Source organism: Candidatus Pantoea symbiotica (assembly GCF_056491525.1).
This window is the reverse complement of record NZ_JBSZHR010000002.1, coordinates 1,457,456-1,472,556: the sequence shown is the minus strand read 5'-3', so window position 1 is coordinate 1,472,556 and position 15,101 is coordinate 1,457,456. Positions and strand designations below refer to the sequence as shown.

The following is a 15,101-nucleotide window of genomic DNA, read 5'->3' as shown; positions in this document are numbered from 1 at the left end:
CGTGTGAGCAGGAAAATCCATGGAGAGCGTATGAAACAGTTTGTTTTAGCTTCGGTAATCATGATGTTCAGCGTCGGCGTAAGCGCAGCAGAAGGCGGCTATAAATCAGGCGAAACAGCACCGCCGCAGCAGAATCAAGATGCCGGTTATAAAGGTTCGGAAGATACCGCGCAAACACCGATTTCACGTATTCGTGATTTCCGTCAGGGCGGCTATGTCACGCTCGAAGGCCATATTATTGAAAAGCTGAAAGGTGATAGCTATAAATTCCGTGATGATACCGGCACGATTATCATTAATGCTGAGCAACCCGCATTCAAAGAGAAAACCTATTCAGCGAGTGATAAAGTTCGCGTCAGCGGAAAAGTGTATGGGCGTGGCGATCAAACCACCTTAAAGGTATCGCGTATTGAAGAACCTTAAGGTTACGCAGTTATTACCTTAAGAATGGCGGGTGAGTGCATGGCTTTTCATCCTCACCCTTTTTAGACCGAATAGCGCAGCAGATAATCACTGTCACATATAATTTTTTCGCCATTCCTAAGAGACTATTTTGCGGGTATATTAGTTCGCATGTAGTGAATAGAACTCGTAAGAGTCTGAATGAGTTTTTATGGATAGAACGATTTATATTGTTGATGATGATCCTGCGGTCACCAACGCGCTGCAAAATCTTCTGAGCTCAGAAGGCTACCTGATCTCGACCTTTACTTCCCCTGCTGAATTTTTGAATCAGCCGCATTACCGTACTCCGAGCTGTTTAATTGTCGATATGAATATGCCCGGCCTCGACGGCTTTGATGTCTCGCAGAATCTCACCGCGCGCGGCTATACCCTTCCCACTATTTTCCTCACCGGCTTTGGCACCATTCCCCTGACGGTCCGCGCCATGAAGGCGGGCGCCTTTGAGTTTCTCACTAAACCGGTGATGCCAGATGAGCTGATGCAAGTGGTATCCGCTGCCATGGCGCTGGCCGAAAAAAGTGCGGCACTCTCACAGGAAAAAATTGTCCTCACCGCGCGTTATCACTCTTTAACGCCACGCGAAATGGAATTAATGCAGTTAGTTATTCGCGGTTTATTAAATAAGCAGATTGCCGCTGAAATGGGCATCAGTGAAATTACGGCAAAAGTGCATAAGCGCCGCGTGATGGAAAAAATGGCGGTGCGTTCGGTTTCAGAATTAGTCAGAGCCGCAGAGAAACTCCATTTATTGCAAGATGAATAACGTCAGGCTTTATAACGATAACTGTACAACAATCCTCCCGCGAAATAGTGCGGGAGGATACGATAAACTATTTCTCCGCATTCAACGGCAGGGTAAAGCTAAATACGCTGCCACCCTGCGGGCGATTTTCCGCGCTCAACACACCACCATGACGTTTGATGATTTCGTTACTGATGGTCAGGCCCATTCCCATCCCTTCTGCTTTGGTGGTATAGAACGAGTCGAAGATCTTGCCGATAACCTCTGCCGATAAGCCGGTACCGTTGTCGGCAACCTCAATACGAATAAGATTAGCGTCAGGATTAGAAGATGAGAGCCGCAAGATACGCGCCCCGGAATTATCAGCCATCGCCTCAATGGCATTAATCACCAGATTCAACAACACCTGCTGAATCTGTACGCGCTCGCAAAAAACCTCATCCCATTGCGCTTTGATATCCATTTCCAGTGCCACAAAACGGCGCTCAAGTTCCAGACGCGACAAGGTTAAAATATCGCGCGCCAGCAGATGCAGCCTGGCGGCGCCATACTCCGCGACATTATTGCGCGTCAGTGACTGCAGGCCGCGAATAATTTCGCCGGCGCGCCGCCCTTCGTTAATGATCTCCTCAATGCTTTCGCTGGCTTTGTCGAGCTGAGCCGGTTCGCGCTTCAACCAACGCAGGCTGGCGCCGGCATTGGCCACAATCGACATCAGTGGTTGATTGATTTCATGGGCGATCGATGAGGTCAGCTGTCCTACCGTGGTAGCGCGCGCCACGCGCGCCAGCTCTGCCTGCGCAATCCTGGCGGCATCCTCAGACTGACGCTGCGCGGTGATATCCGTCAGCGTGCCGAAATATTCGGCGACCTCCGGCCAGTTCTCCACCGGCTCACCGATGCCTTTGATGTAACGGCATTCACCATCATCACGGATGATGCGGAATTCAGCCTGCATGCTCACGCCATTGGCCACGCTGGATTCAATCAGCGCTTTCAGGCACTGAATATCGTCTGGATGTACCCGCCGCTGAAACTCCGCCATTGAGGTACTCACCTGCCCGGCGGGCAGCCCCATGATGCGTTTATATTCGTCCGATATCAGCTGAATATCCGGCCCCAGATGCCAGTGCCAGGTGCCGGTATTACTGATTTTTTCACCCAGCATCAAGGATGTCTGGCTGGCGCGCAGCTGTTTTTCAATTTTCCGCCGCTGGATGTTCTCTTCCACCAGCTCGGCATACAGCCGCGCCGTTTCCAGAGAAACGGCGGCCTGCGCACCTAACATCGAGACAATGCGCGAGTGCTCAGCGGTGAAAACGTCCGGCATCAGCCGGTTTTCCAGGTAGAGCACGCCCACCATTTGCGCCTGGCGGAACATCGGTACGCACATCACCGCCGCGCCGGAGGCGACCAGATAGTTATCCTGACTAAACGGACTGAAAACTTCCGGCCTGCCGGTACGGATTTCTTGTCCAGTGCGGATCACCGCCGAGAGAATCGACAGCGGCAGATCGGTCGCCACCGGCAGTTCATTGACGATCTTCACTCGGACGCCTTCCACCGTGGAGGAGGCGCGGGCCTGAATTTCCGGCACATTGCCGTCGATGAGACGGATCAAAATACAGTGCTGCGCCCCAGCGCGCTCAACCAGCATCATCATCAAAATATGGATCAGCCGATCAAGATTGATCTCTTCGGTTAACGCACGCATCGCCGTCACCATGCTTTGCAAGTCGCTGATCACCGCGCTCTGCTCAAAGGTCACGGTGTTTAATGCGCTCTGCGGCGGGTGCGCCGCCAGATGCGGATAGTGCATTTCAAGCTGACGCACTTTTGCGCCCGCACCCCAGCGCTCCCAGGCGGCAAGCGCGCCTTTAATATATCCTTCGGCGGCGAACGCCATGCCGCGCGCATTGGCGCAGCGCGCCGCCAGTTCGCAGGCCAGACCGTTGATAGGATGGAACTGACCTTTGCGCGACAGCTCGATGGCTTTTTCAAACTGCTCCAGCGCCGCACCGCTGTTATCCTCCAGCCTGAGCAGTTCAGCGCGCAGCAGCGCTTCCTTGTCGGCAAAGGTGCCTGGGTTCTCCGCTGACCAGGTGATGATTCTTTCAAGATGGCGCTGCAGTTGCTGCCGCTGCGTGGCATCAAGCTCATTCGGTTGCAGCGGTATGGTGAGCGAAAGCGCGCTATACAGATGAAAATCCAGCATATGCACATGGCCGGGAATCACCTCTGTCAGCGGCGCGGCGTCGCTGAACTGGCGATGGGCGGCGGCATATTCACCGGCAAAGAAATGCGCCATGCCTTTGTACAGCCGCGCCCAAAACTGCATCAAAAAAAGTGGTTCAATGGCATGTTCCGGTTGCACCACGTTTAACGCAGGCGCCCTGAAATCATCGCCGGACAATGTCTCACCGACGGATTTACGCAGGAACATCACGTAATCCAGCTGCATGCCGAGAATCACTTCCACATCGCGATATTGCGCTTTGCGCACATACACCATGCCGCGCATGATCGAGGTATGCACCCCATCAAGATGGTCACCGCGCGCCAGGCAGTTCATGGTGAGGTGACGCAGCGCCAGACACGCCGAGGTGCGATCGCCGATATCAACCGCCACATCAAAGGTCGCTTTTGCGCACTCAATGGCATAACTGAGCGGCATGGTCCAGACGCTCACCTGATCCAGCGGCATCAGCGTACGCGCTTTATAGCTGACGAAATCGTGCTTATACACCAACTCGCGGGCCAGCAGCGCGCTGGCAAAACCACGGCTATATTCGTTGAACTGATCGCCACACACCACGCCGTACCACGCAAGCGCCAGCGTGGAGGCACCGCTGATGCCCTTCTCCATTGTCAGATGCAGAAGTTTGCACAGGATAATGAACTGCAACCGTGGGCTGATAAAGGCAGCGAAGGTGCTGGCGCTGGCCATCAGGTTCATCACGGCTTCGGTTTTATGGCAGGTCACTCGCGACAGAGAGCGGAAACGCGTGTAGGGATTTTTGCCGACATCCTTTTTCAGCAATTGCCGGGCGGCATCGCATTCGGCTTTATCCGGATAGCGGTTTAGATGAATGCCAAACACCGCCAGCCAGGCCAGCGCGGTTTCCAGCGCCAGCTGACTGTCGGACTGACGCATATGGATTTCCGCTATCAGCGTCGCGGCCTCGGCTTTATCGGTGACCGCGCCGGGCGTAGCGAGAATCTCAGAGCTCAACGCCAGCGCGCCCGATAAGTTGCCACTTAGAAACTCACACTCCGCTTGCTCAAACAAAATTACGCCGCCCTCCTCCGCGCCTGATTCTGCGTTGAGCGCGCGGGCGGTGTGTAAGAAGCGCAGCGCGGAAGCGTAATCGCCCATAATCTTCGCGCGTCGGGTGGCGTTGAGTAACAGCAGACCGAAGGCAGCAGCTTCAGGTGTTAAAAGTGCGCGGTTTTGCAGCGTGATGGTGTGATGCGCGGCACTGAACAGCAGCGCATGCGCATTATCCTCGCGCGCGGCCTGCATGTAATAGCGGGCGGCGGCAAAGTGAAAATCATCTTTTGCTGCCGACGACAGCAACTTCAGCGCGGCCTCATGCATGCTGTCATGCATAAAGGCGTAGCTGTGATCGGTCAGCGAGATCAACCGCGCCTCGGCCGCAGGTCGCAGCGTGACATGAATCGCGCTAACCGCCGTCTGCAGAATGCCGGCCAATACCGGCAGATCGCCGCTGCTGCCGATGCAGGCCAATCGGCCCAGCAGCTGGCGCACCGGCAGCGCGAGCAACTGCAGCTGTTGCAGCACGCTGGCTGCAACGTTCGCGGTGTAATGGCTGTTTCTCAGCGCGTGCGGATTGTAGGTCCATTTATGGGATGCGATGTGCGTGATGTGATGATCGCGCACCGCCTGGCGGTAAAACTCACGCGTGGCGAGCGGATTCCCGGCGGTTTTTTCATGAATAATCTGCGCCAGCTCTGCGGTCTCTGCGCTGCGCGTGTGAAAAATGCCGGCCAGCCAGCTGGCGATATTTTTCACCGACAGCGGCTCGGGCGTCACATCCACAATGCGCGTGGCGGCTGCACGAATCCGATCAAGGCTGGCGACCACCGTCGGACAAGGCAACGAAGCGTGATCACGGTGAGAAATCACCAGCAACAAGGGGATATCGTCGCTGGAACGCAGCAGATTCTGCAACAGCTGCAAAGTCGCCTGATCGGCCCAGTGCACGTCATCAATCAACAGGATCAGCGGCCGCCCCGGTACCGTAAAGGCTTTCACCAGGCTGCAGGCCACCAGATTCAGGCGATTGCGCGCATCCAGCGAGCGCGCATCTGCCTGCACGCTGGCTTTCTGGTTGAGCAAGATGCCCAGCTCAGGCACAAGATTAACCGCCAGCCCGACGTAATGCCCCAACTGACGCGTGATGTGTGTTTTCCAGCGCGCCATCTCTGCGGCGGGCAACCCAAGCAGATGGAGCGTCAACGATTGAAACGCTGAGGTAAAGACCGCATAGGGCAAAATGGGTGAGTGCTGATCGGCTTTGGTCACCGTCAGCAGCGCATTTTTTTCCCGCAGGATTTTAAGCGCTGAGGCAATCAGCGACGATTTTCCGGAGCCGGGCGCGCCGCTAATCGCCACCATGCAGTGTTTGCCGCTGCTGCTCACCTCATCAAATGCCGCCAGCATCTCACTGGCCTGAGCATGGTCGCTATACAGCACATCAGAGGATAGCGTCGAGGTCGGCACATCCTGTAAGCCCAGCGCAAAGGATTCGACCAGACCATCAGGCATTAAGTTGGATTCGCAGCGTCGCAGATCGGCCAGCACGCCCTCGACGGTTTGATAACGCTGTTCCGGCGATTTGGTCAGCAGTCGTAAAATGAGGGACGAGAGCACCAGCGGCACATCTTTGCGCAGCCGGTGCGGCGGCAGCGCTTCGGAGGCAATGTGATGATGCACCCACTCAGCCGCACCCCCTTCGGCGCTGCCGTAGGGAAGCCTGCCGGTGAGCAATTCGTAGAGCACAATGCCAAGGCTGTAGAGATCGCTGACCCGGCTAACCGCGTGCGCGGTGCGCGAAGTATGTTCCGGCGACATGTAGGCCAGCGTTCCGCCGGTCACCGCGGCGCGCAGCGGCTGCTGTGAGTCCGCTTCCATAAACGCCAGGCCAAAGCCGCCTAGTACCACGTCGCCCTGGTCGGTGAAGAAGAAATTGGCCGGTTTGATGTCGCCGTGCACCAAACCTTGCTGATGCAGCTTGCTGAGCGCATTGCACAGCAGGACGGCGCAGCTGATGAACTTCTGGATTTTCCCGGCGGGCAGGCGCAGATAATCCGCCAGCGTTTGGTAGTGGAACGCGGGATAAATCAGCGCGTAACGCCCTTGATATAAGGTGTGGCGCAGCGGTTTTAGCGCCCAGCTCTCGGCTAATAAGGTGCGCAGCGCATACTCATTTTTCAGCAGTTGCGTCACCGGAAACACCGCCTCTTCGGCCGCCGCCGTAGCCAGCACAAAGCACTCATCGGAAATCAAGTGGCGGCATTCGATCCACTCAACTTGTCCTTCCTGCGCCAGCGGGGTGAAAACGATGTCATCCGCCAGTACCAGCGCCGCGTCATCCGCGATATTTAATGAGAGGAAAAGCGTGCTCATTGGCGCGCAGCCTGGGAAGAAAATGCCAGGCGGATATGTTCAAACAGCAGGTCGATATCAATGGGCTTTCGCATAAAGGTTATCGCGCCTAGATTGATGGCATACCAGAGCATATTCTCATCGCCGTTGCCGGAGATGATGATACCGGGTGGGTTCTCGAGACGCTCTACCAGCGCACGGAACAACTCAAAGCCCGACATGCCGTTGAGCTCAACATCAATAATAAACAGCGCAGCGTCGTGCAGCGCCGTCTCGTCCGCCAATAGCGCTTCAGCCGACTCAAATGCCTGCGTTGCGTATCCTTCCGACTGAAGCAGATTACATAAACCACTGCGAACAGATCGTTCATCATCAACAACGACAATGCGCTGCGACAGCTGCATGCTGTGTTCCTTAATTATTATTCACTGCCTGCGGCGCGTCCTCAGGAGGTTTTGTCACTGGGCGGCGGCGTGCCGCTGATTTTAGGCACGCACTCATGACGAAACCAGGCCAGCGTTACCGGTTGACGGTTAATCAGGCGCTTGCACAGCGGGATAATCTGTTCGCCGACCAGCATACCAAACAGGCCAAGTAGCGCAATCACTGGCGGCGCCGGGGAATTGACGTCGATAACGGCATAAATGATGCCGACTAAAATGCCGACGGAGAGCGAAATCGCATAGGTTTTCAGCATGTTCATCCCGCCTGTTTTGGCGTGAGCGTGGCGGAGTGTGACGGCTTCTCAGCGGCAATCGCGTGCTGCGTTTTATCAACTGGCGCAGCGGTGGCCATGGGATGCGTCAATTTTCCGCCCAGCGAGCTGCCCACTATCATGCCCAGCAATCCCACCAGCGCCACGGCGGGCGGTGCTGGCGATCGCACGTTGAGTAAGGCGTAAATCAGGCCGATAAACACGCCCGCAGACAGAGAAATCAGTAAAGGACTCACCGGTCCTCCTTGCAAAAGAAAGGCGAGCCCGATAGCGCTCGCCTGCGTGACGATTTAGCGAACGGGCGCAGGAACCGGCGCCAGCGTGCGATGCTCGCTCTTCTGACGCGACGGCGCTTTGTGCACCATGGTGTAAGCGTAATCCACGCCGATGCCGTAAGCGCCGGAGTGCTCTTTGGCGATATCCATCACCGCGTTGTAGGTCTCTTTGTGCGCCCAGTCGCGCTGCCACTCCAGCATCACCTGCTGCCAGGTCATCGGGATCACGCCCGCCTGAATCATGCGCTGCATGGCATAGTCGTGGGCTTCTTTGGTGGTGCCGCCTGAAGCATCAGCCACCATATAGATTTCATAATCGCCTTCCAGCATGGCGCACAGCGCGAAAGTGTTGTTACACACTTCAGTCCACAGACCGGAAACCACAATTTTCTTTTTACCGTTGGCCGCCAGAGCGTCACGCACTTTCTGGTCATCCCACGAGTTCATTGAGGTACGCTCGAGAATATCCTGGCCTGGGAACACATCCAGCAGCTCCGGGAAGGTGTTACCTGAGAAGCTCTCGGTCTCAACCGTGGTCAGCACGGTAGGAATGTTGAAGACCTTCGCCGCTTTCGCCAGCGCCATCACGTTATTTTTCAATACCTGACGGTCGATGGACTGCACGCCAAAGGCCATTTGTGGCTGCTGGTCGATGAAGATGATCTGGCAGTTGTGCGGCGTCAGTACTTCTAATTTACTGGTTGTCATTTTTGTATGCCCATTGAGGTGAATGTCTGGACGCAGTGTAGGAACCTTTAGGCACACGAACTATTATCTAAAGGTATAACTATACGAAGGTATACCTATCCTTTTGTATAACTAGACGCTTTCCAGACCTCCTGAACATAATCCCTCCACGCATTTCACCTGCGCAATTGGCAGGACATCTCATTCAGGAGGTTTTATGGTTACGTTAGGTAAAGCAGATATCATTTTGACTAATGGGCGGTTTCATACCGTCGATCGCGGCAACCCAATTGCCGAGGCCGTGGCGATGCGCGATGGCAAATTTCTCGAAGTGGGCAGTCTGGCCGACGTGATGCAGCATCACTGCGAAGGCACCAAAGTAATTGACCTCAAAGGTCATACCGCCATTCCCGGCCTGAATGATTCCCACCTGCACCTGATCCGTGGCGGCCTCAATTACAATCTCGAATTGCGCTGGGAAGGCGTGCCCTCCATCGCCGATGCGCTACGCATGCTGCGAGAACAGGCGCTGCGCACGCCATCGCCACAGTGGGTGCGCGTGGTGGGCGGCTGGACCGAGTTTCAATTTGCCGAGCGTCGCATGCCGACGCTGGATGAGATCAATGAAGCCGCGCCCGATACGCCGGTTTTCATCCTGCATCTGTATGACCGCGCCCTGCTCAACCGCGCCGCGTTGAAAGTGGTGGGCTATACCAAAGACACGCCCAATCCGCCGGGCGGTGAGATCCAACGTGACAGCAATGGCAACCCAACCGGTATGCTGATTGCGCGCCCGAACGCCATGATCCTTTACGCCACGCTGGCGAAAGGGCCAAAACTGCCGCTGGAGCAGCAGGTCAATTCCACCCGCCAGTTTATGCGCGAGTTGAACCGCCTCGGCCTGACCAGCGCGATTGATGCGGGCGGCGGTTTCCAGAATTATCCAGAAGATTACGAAGTCATTGCCGAGCTGCATGAGAAGAAGCAGATGACGCTGCGTATCGCCTACAACCTGTTTACCCAGCGTCCGGGCCACGAGCTGGAAGATTTCGAAAAGTGGACCGATATGCTGACGCCGGGCCAGGGCAGCGACTATTTCCGCCATAACGGTGCCGGTGAAATGCTGGTGTTCTCTGCTGCCGATTTTGAAGATTTCCTCGAACCGCGTCCGGATCTAGCGCCAGGCATGGAAGATGAGCTGGAACGCGTGGTGCGCCATCTGGTGGAGCATCGCTGGCCGTTCCGCCTGCACGCCACATACGATGAATCGATCAGCCGCATGCTGGATGTATTTGAGAAAGTGAACCGCGACATTCCGTTCAACGGGCTGCACTGGTTCTTCGACCACGCCGAAACTGTGACGCAGGGTAACCTTGATCGCATCAAAGAGCTGGGCGGCGGCATTGCCGTACAGCATCGCATGGCCTTCCAGGGCGAATACTTTGCTGAGCGATATGGCATTGAGGCGACACGCCATACGCCGCCGGTGGCGCGCATGCTGGAGACCGGCGTGCCGGTTGGTTTGGGAACCGATGCGACCCGCGTGGCCAGTTACAACCCGTGGACCGCGCTTTACTGGCTGGTATCGGGGCGCACTGTGGGCGGCATGCAGATGTATGACGTTAACGCGCGCCTCGATCGCGATACGGCGTTGATGCTGTGGACGCAGGGCAGCGCCTGGTTCTCCAGCGAGCAAGGTAAAAAAGGCCAGATTAAAATCGGTCAGCTGGCCGACATGGTGGTGCTGAGCAAAGACTACTTCAGCGTGCCTGAAGAGGAGATCAAAGGCATTGAGTCGGTGCTGACCCTGGTCGACGGTAACATCGTCTATGCCGCAGGCTCTTTCAGTTCGGAAGCACCACCCTCAATTCCGGTGCTGCCGGAATGGTCGCCGGTGGTCAAGGTTCCCGGCCACTATCGCAGCGCGCCGCCCACCGCCACCACGCGCGTGGGCATGATGCAGCAAGCGCATCACTGTAGCGGCCCGTGCGGCGTGCATACGCATTCCCACGAGATTGCGCGCGGTGCCAACTTGCCGGTTTCGGAAGAGAACGCCTTCTGGGGCGCGCTCGGCTGCAGCTGCTTCGCTTTCTAACCATGAAACATTCACTCTCTCAGCCGCCTCGCATTGATGCGGGGCTGTTCTTCCTGCGCCTCACCGGCTGCCTGCTGTTGCTGCACGTGCACGGCTTGCCGAAGGTGTTCCATTTCAGTGAAGAACTGACACGTATTGAGGATCCGTTTGGCCTTGGTGCTTACCTCAGCCTGCTGGCGGCGATCGTGGCTGAAGTGGTCTGCCCGCTGTTTATCCTGCTCGGTGTCTTTACCCGCCTCGCCTGTTTGCCGATTATCGGCGTGCTGCTGGTGGCGATGCTGTTTGTCCATCCCGACTGGAGCATAGCGGAAGGTCAGTTTGGCTGGCTGCTGCTGATCATTTTCACCACACTGTCGCTGACCGGTCCCGGTCGCTGGCGCGTGTTTGGCGGAGTTGCGGAGGTGGTACGTGGCGCAGGTTAATGACATTCATGACATCCCGGAGGCAGATCTCCCGCCCGTTCCGCAGACGATTTCACCGTGGCAGCCGCTGCGCCAACGCGTGTTCCGCATGCTGTGGATCGCTACCGTGGTCTCCAATGTCGGTTCATGGATGAACGACGTCGGCGTTAACTGGACCATGCTAACCCTGAGCGCCGATCCGCTCTCGGTGGCGCTGGTGCAGGCCGCCAGCAGCTTACCGATGTTTCTGTTTGCGCTGCCGTCCGGCGTGATGGCGGATATCGTTGACCGGCGTAAATACCTACTGTTCTCACAAATCTGGGTATTTATTGCCGCTGCGAGTCTGACACTGCTGTCGTGGGCCGGGCTGGTGACGCCGATGGTGCTGCTGATTGCCGCTTTCCTGCTGAGTACCGGCGCGGCCATGAGCTCTCCGCCCTTCCAGGCCATCGTGCCCGATTTGGTCAGTAAGGAGGAACTGGGTCCGGCGATCGCGCTCAACTCGCTTGGCATCAACATCAGTCGCGCGATCGGCCCGGCGCTCGGCGGCCTGATTCTGTCGTTTGCCGGTCCGTGGATGGTGTTTCTGCTGAATACGCTCTCGGTACTCGGCGTGTTTCTGGTGCTGTATCTCTGGAAAGCGCAGCCCAGCGTGCAGCGTTTACCGCCAGAACACTTCTTCCCGGCGGTGCGCGCTGGCGTGCGCTATGTGCACGCCGCGCCGGTACTGCGTAATGTGCTGGTACGCACAGTCGCCTTCTTTGTCTTTGGTAGCGCCGGCTGGGCTCTGCTGCCGCTGGTGGCGCGGCGCGAGCTGGGCCTCGGCCCCGGCGGCTACGGCATTATGCTGGGTTGCATCGGCGTAGGCGCGATTTGCGGTGCGCTGCTGTTGCCGCGTATGCGTAAACGCTTCAATCCCGATCAGCTGATGGTGCTGGCGAGCGTGATATTTGCCATCACTATGTTGGCGCTGGCGTTTATTCGTCACATCTGGTTGCTGAATGCGTTCGAGTTCTTTACCGGCTTTGCGTGGATCGCCGTGCTTTCCACCCTCAATCTAGGCGCGCAACGTAGCGCCGCAAAATGGGTGAAAGCCCGTGCGCTGGCGGTTTATTTAACGGTGTTTTTTGGCTCTATGACGCTAGGCAGCGCTATCTGGGGACAGCTAGCATCAAAATTCAGCATTCCAGTCTCCCTGACTGTCGCCACCCTCGGCATGCTGCTGGCGAGTTTGACGGTGCTGCGCTGGCGGCTGGATCAGGATCCGGATTTGAACCTCGACCTCAGCACGGTTAGCGATCCCTTGCCCGAGCTGCAGATTCGTCACGATCGTGGGCCGGTGATGGTCAGCTATCATTATCAGATCAACCGCAGTGAGGCGCATGCCTTTGCGGTCTGCATGCAGGATATGCGTCGCGTCAGACGGCGTGGCGGCGCGCTGAACTGGTCGCTGTATGAAGACATGCTGCAGCCCGGCATTTTTGTCGAGACCTTTGTGGTTGGTTCGTGGATGGAGCATTTGCGTCAGCGCGAGCGCTACACCATGAACGATCAAAAGATTCAGAATCGCGTGCTGGGATTCCATCAAGGTACAGCACTGCCGGAAGTTCGTTACCTCGTGGCGCCTGAATAAGGCGCTCTCATCTCTCGACATCAATAAGGCTGGAACATGAGCACATTCAAGACTCAGGATGGTACGCAGATCTATTTCAAAGATTGGGGTACCGGCAAGCCGGTGCTGTTCAGTCACGGCTGGCCGCTCGACGGCGATATGTGGGATAGCCAGCTGAATTTTCTGGCGGAGAAAGGCTATCGCGTTATCGCTTTTGATCGCCGGGGCTTTGGGCGTTCCGATCAACCGTGGGAAGGCTACAACTACGACACCTTCGCATCGGATATTAACGACCTGATTACTCATCTGGATCTGCAAAACGTTACGCTGGTAGGTTTCTCAATGGGTGGCGGCGATGTGGCGCGCTACATCAACAATTACGGCACAGCGCGGGTTGATAGCTTAGTGCTGCTGGGCGCGGTGACACCGATCTTCGGCAAGGCCGATGATTATCCGGCGGGCGTCGATTTGTCGGTGTTTGAAGGCATTCGTCAGGGCTTACGTAAAGATCGCGCGCAGTTTATCAGTGATTTTGCCACACCGTTCTACGGCATTAACGCCGGTCAAACGGTTTCACAAGGCGCGCTGACGCAGACAATGAATATTGCGCTGCTGGCGTCGCTGAAAGGGACGATTGATTGTGTTACCGCCTTCTCGGAGACCGATTTCCGTCCTGATATGGCGAAAATCGACGTGCCGACGCTGGTGATTCACGGCAGCAACGACCAGATCGTGCCGTTCGAAACCACCGGGAAAGTCGCCGCCGAAATGATTAGCGGTGCGCAGCTGAAAGTGTATGACAACGCACCGCACGGCTTTGCAGTGACGCATACCGATCAGCTCAACGCGGATCTGCTGACGTTCCTGCAATCGCTGTAACTCCGTAGGGTCGCCATTTATGGTGACCTGGTGCGCATGAATGCGCACCCTACGAAATGCGTTACAGACCCAACACCGATTGCGGCGCGGCGGCGGCGAATTTCTCTAATGCTGCCCCGTCGAGTCGATAACGTACCCACTCATTTAACGGCAGCGCATCGATGCTGAGATAGAACTCTCTGGCGGACTGATCCCAATCTAATGCACTCCACTCAATACGATTACACTGATGATTGACCGCGTGCTGCGCGACATACTGCAGCAGCGCTTTGCCTGCGCCCAGACCACGAAAATTGGGCGAGAAGTACAAATCCTCCATATACATCCCGCGACGCCCAAGCCACGCCGAGTAGCTACGCGTAATCACCGCATAACCGGCGGTTGAGCCATCAATCTCGCACATCAGCGCTTCGCTATTACTGTCGGGATTAAATAGCATCGATCTGATCTCTTCTGCAGTCGTCACTGACTGCTGCAATCCATGCTCATAAACCGACAACTCGGCAATCATGCCGTAGATGGCGTCTGCGTCTTCAGGATTGGCTGGCCGAATAGTCATCTTCATGCATTATTTTCTTTCTTAATCAGATTGATGCTGCTCAGCATAATGGGTATTGTTCGATGAAATAAGTGCAATAAAATCAATGATAGGTGAATTTCATGCATCATGTTCTGCGTCGACTGGACTTGAATCTTCTCCCCGTTTTCGACGCAGTTTTCAGGCACGGTTCGGTCAGGCTGGCGGCGATTGAACTCAATCTGAGTACCTCCGCGCTTAGCCACGCGTTGTCCCGATTACGTGATTTTTTTAAAGATCCGCTGTTTTATCGCGAAGGCCACAAAATGTGTCCCAGCGTCTATGCCTGCCAGCTGGCACCCTATATTGCCGAAACGCTAACCGGATTGAATCGGCATCTCAGCCCGGTGCAGCCTTTTAATCCCCTGACCAGCGATGACTGTTTTCGAATTGCGGTAACGGATTACACCGCTTTTTGCGTGTTTCCGGGTCTGATGAATGCGCTGACCAATACGGCACCCAAACTGAGTTTTGAACTCTGCCATTTGCCACATAATCCGGCGCTGATTGAATTACTCGCTGGTGAAATCGATATGGCGCTGAGTTTTAGCGAGCCGGAAGGCATGCATCATCCAGACCTGGAAGAGACCGATTTATTCAGTGATGAGTTTATTGTGATTGCCAATGCGCGACGTAGCAGCCTGAATCTTGAAGACTATCTTGCCGCCGGACATCTGGTCGTGACGCCGTGGAATGAAAAGCAGGGATTGCTGGATTCCCATCTTGCGCGCATGGGTCTTAAGCGCCGCATTGCCATTAGAACGCCATCCATGTTGAGCGCACCCTTTATTATCGCGGAAAGTGAATTGCTGATGGCGATCCCGTCCTTCGTCGCCAGTAAAATCAAACAAGCCGCCGATGTAAACTTGTTCAAACTGCCGTTTCCCGCGCCAAGGTTCACCGTGAAAATCTATTCACACAAACGCAGCGGTAAACGGGAACCCACTGAATGGATTAAAACCATGATGGCTAACAGCATTATGGAGAAAACCTACCGCTTTGATGATTAATGGGGCGGCGAACA

13 protein-coding genes are annotated in these 15,101 nt (G+C 55.9%); 7 read left to right on the top strand and 6 right to left on the bottom strand.

The genetic code is table 11. The annotated features are described in order from the left end of the window. Positions 1-30 precede the first annotated feature (30 nt). A complete protein-coding gene (locus ACXIZX_RS07420) occupies positions 31-423 on the top strand; it encodes a YgiW/YdeI family stress tolerance OB fold protein (RefSeq protein ID WP_008102808.1) in 393 nt (130 codons plus the stop codon). A 190-nt stretch (positions 424-613) separates the two neighbouring features. Further along, on the top strand, positions 614-1,228 hold the full coding sequence (locus tag ACXIZX_RS07415) for a response regulator transcription factor (RefSeq protein WP_061716758.1): 615 nt from the start codon (positions 614-616) through the stop codon (positions 1,226-1,228). A gap of 67 nt (positions 1,229-1,295) precedes the next feature. On the opposite strand, the gene ACXIZX_RS07410 is transcribed toward ACXIZX_RS07415, so the two are convergent. From ACXIZX_RS07410 to ACXIZX_RS07390, 5 genes are read right to left on the bottom strand one after another with little or no spacing between them, the layout of a single operon-like run. Continuing rightward, complete coding sequence (locus ACXIZX_RS07410; RefSeq protein WP_479403867.1) at positions 1,296-6,857, bottom strand: trifunctional serine/threonine-protein kinase/ATP-binding protein/sensor histidine kinase; 5,562 nt, start codon at positions 6,855-6,857, stop codon at positions 1,296-1,298. Further along, positions 6,854-7,240, bottom strand: a complete 387-nt coding sequence (locus ACXIZX_RS07405) for a response regulator transcription factor (protein WP_179451191.1) — start codon at positions 7,238-7,240, stop codon at positions 6,854-6,856. The genes ACXIZX_RS07410 and ACXIZX_RS07405 overlap by 4 nt, the downstream gene beginning before the upstream one ends. A 41-nt stretch (positions 7,241-7,281) precedes the next feature. Continuing rightward, entirely contained in the window at positions 7,282-7,533 is a 252-nt protein-coding gene (locus ACXIZX_RS07400) for a XapX domain-containing protein (protein ID WP_008102799.1), read from the bottom strand. 2 nt (positions 7,534-7,535) lie between these two features. After that, positions 7,536-7,787 (bottom strand): DUF1427 family protein, encoded by a 252-nt coding sequence (locus ACXIZX_RS07395; RefSeq protein ID WP_479403866.1) that lies wholly within the window; start codon positions 7,785-7,787, stop codon positions 7,536-7,538. Between the two features lie 54 nt (positions 7,788-7,841). After that, on the bottom strand, positions 7,842-8,534 hold the full coding sequence (locus ACXIZX_RS07390) for a hydrolase (protein WP_479403865.1): 693 nt from the start codon (positions 8,532-8,534) through the stop codon (positions 7,842-7,844). A 196-nt stretch (positions 8,535-8,730) separates the two neighbouring features. On the opposite strand from ACXIZX_RS07390, the gene ACXIZX_RS07385 reads away from it, so the two are divergent. The 4 genes from ACXIZX_RS07385 to ACXIZX_RS07370 are packed head-to-tail and all read left to right on the top strand — an operon-like array spanning position 8,731 to position 13,500. After that, entirely contained in the window at positions 8,731-10,608 is a 1,878-nt protein-coding gene (locus ACXIZX_RS07385) for an amidohydrolase (protein WP_479403864.1), read from the top strand. 2 nt (positions 10,609-10,610) lie between these two features. Further along, positions 10,611-11,030, top strand: a complete 420-nt coding sequence (locus ACXIZX_RS07380) for a DoxX family protein (protein ID WP_479403863.1) — start codon at positions 10,611-10,613, stop codon at positions 11,028-11,030. Then, positions 11,017-12,642, top strand: a complete 1,626-nt coding sequence (locus ACXIZX_RS07375; RefSeq protein WP_479403862.1) for an MFS transporter — start codon at positions 11,017-11,019, stop codon at positions 12,640-12,642. The genes ACXIZX_RS07380 and ACXIZX_RS07375 overlap by 14 nt, the downstream gene beginning before the upstream one ends. A 36-nt stretch (positions 12,643-12,678) precedes the next feature. Further along, a complete protein-coding gene (locus tag ACXIZX_RS07370; RefSeq protein ID WP_479403861.1) occupies positions 12,679-13,500 on the top strand; it encodes an alpha/beta fold hydrolase in 822 nt (273 codons plus the stop codon). A 61-nt stretch (positions 13,501-13,561) separates the two neighbouring features. Here the strand turns inward: ACXIZX_RS07370 and ACXIZX_RS07365 are convergent, their stop codons facing one another. Beyond that, positions 13,562-14,065, bottom strand: coding sequence for an N-acetyltransferase family protein (locus ACXIZX_RS07365; protein WP_479403860.1), 504 nt, complete (start codon positions 14,063-14,065; stop codon positions 13,562-13,564). A 95-nt stretch (positions 14,066-14,160) separates the two neighbouring features. On the opposite strand from ACXIZX_RS07365, the gene ACXIZX_RS07360 reads away from it, so the two are divergent. Further along, positions 14,161-15,087: a LysR family transcriptional regulator gene (locus ACXIZX_RS07360; RefSeq protein WP_479403859.1), complete on the top strand. Its 927-nt coding sequence runs from the start codon at positions 14,161-14,163 to the stop codon at positions 15,085-15,087. Positions 15,088-15,101 lie beyond the last annotated feature (14 nt).

Coding starts and splice junctions, on each gene's coding strand:
- ACXIZX_RS07400 (WP_008102799.1), bottom strand. CDS start 7,533: ATGCTGAAAACCTATGCGATTTCGCTCTCCGTCGGCATTTTAGTCGGC.
- ACXIZX_RS07365 (WP_479403860.1), bottom strand. CDS start 14,065: ATGAAGATGACTATTCGGCCAGCCAATCCTGAAGACGCAGACGCCATC.
- ACXIZX_RS07370 (WP_479403861.1), top strand. CDS start 12,679: ATGAGCACATTCAAGACTCAGGATGGTACGCAGATCTATTTCAAAGAT.
- ACXIZX_RS07420 (WP_008102808.1), top strand. CDS start 31: ATGAAACAGTTTGTTTTAGCTTCGGTAATCATGATGTTCAGCGTCGGC.
- ACXIZX_RS07405 (WP_179451191.1), bottom strand. CDS start 7,240: ATGCAGCTGTCGCAGCGCATTGTCGTTGTTGATGATGAACGATCTGTT.
- ACXIZX_RS07390 (WP_479403865.1), bottom strand. CDS start 8,534: ATGACAACCAGTAAATTAGAAGTACTGACGCCGCACAACTGCCAGATC.
- ACXIZX_RS07380 (WP_479403863.1), top strand. CDS start 10,611: ATGAAACATTCACTCTCTCAGCCGCCTCGCATTGATGCGGGGCTGTTC.
- ACXIZX_RS07410 (WP_479403867.1), bottom strand. CDS start 6,857: ATGAGCACGCTTTTCCTCTCATTAAATATCGCGGATGACGCGGCGCTG.
- ACXIZX_RS07385 (WP_479403864.1), top strand. CDS start 8,731: ATGGTTACGTTAGGTAAAGCAGATATCATTTTGACTAATGGGCGGTTT.
- ACXIZX_RS07360 (WP_479403859.1), top strand. CDS start 14,161: ATGCATCATGTTCTGCGTCGACTGGACTTGAATCTTCTCCCCGTTTTC.
- ACXIZX_RS07415 (WP_061716758.1), top strand. CDS start 614: ATGGATAGAACGATTTATATTGTTGATGATGATCCTGCGGTCACCAAC.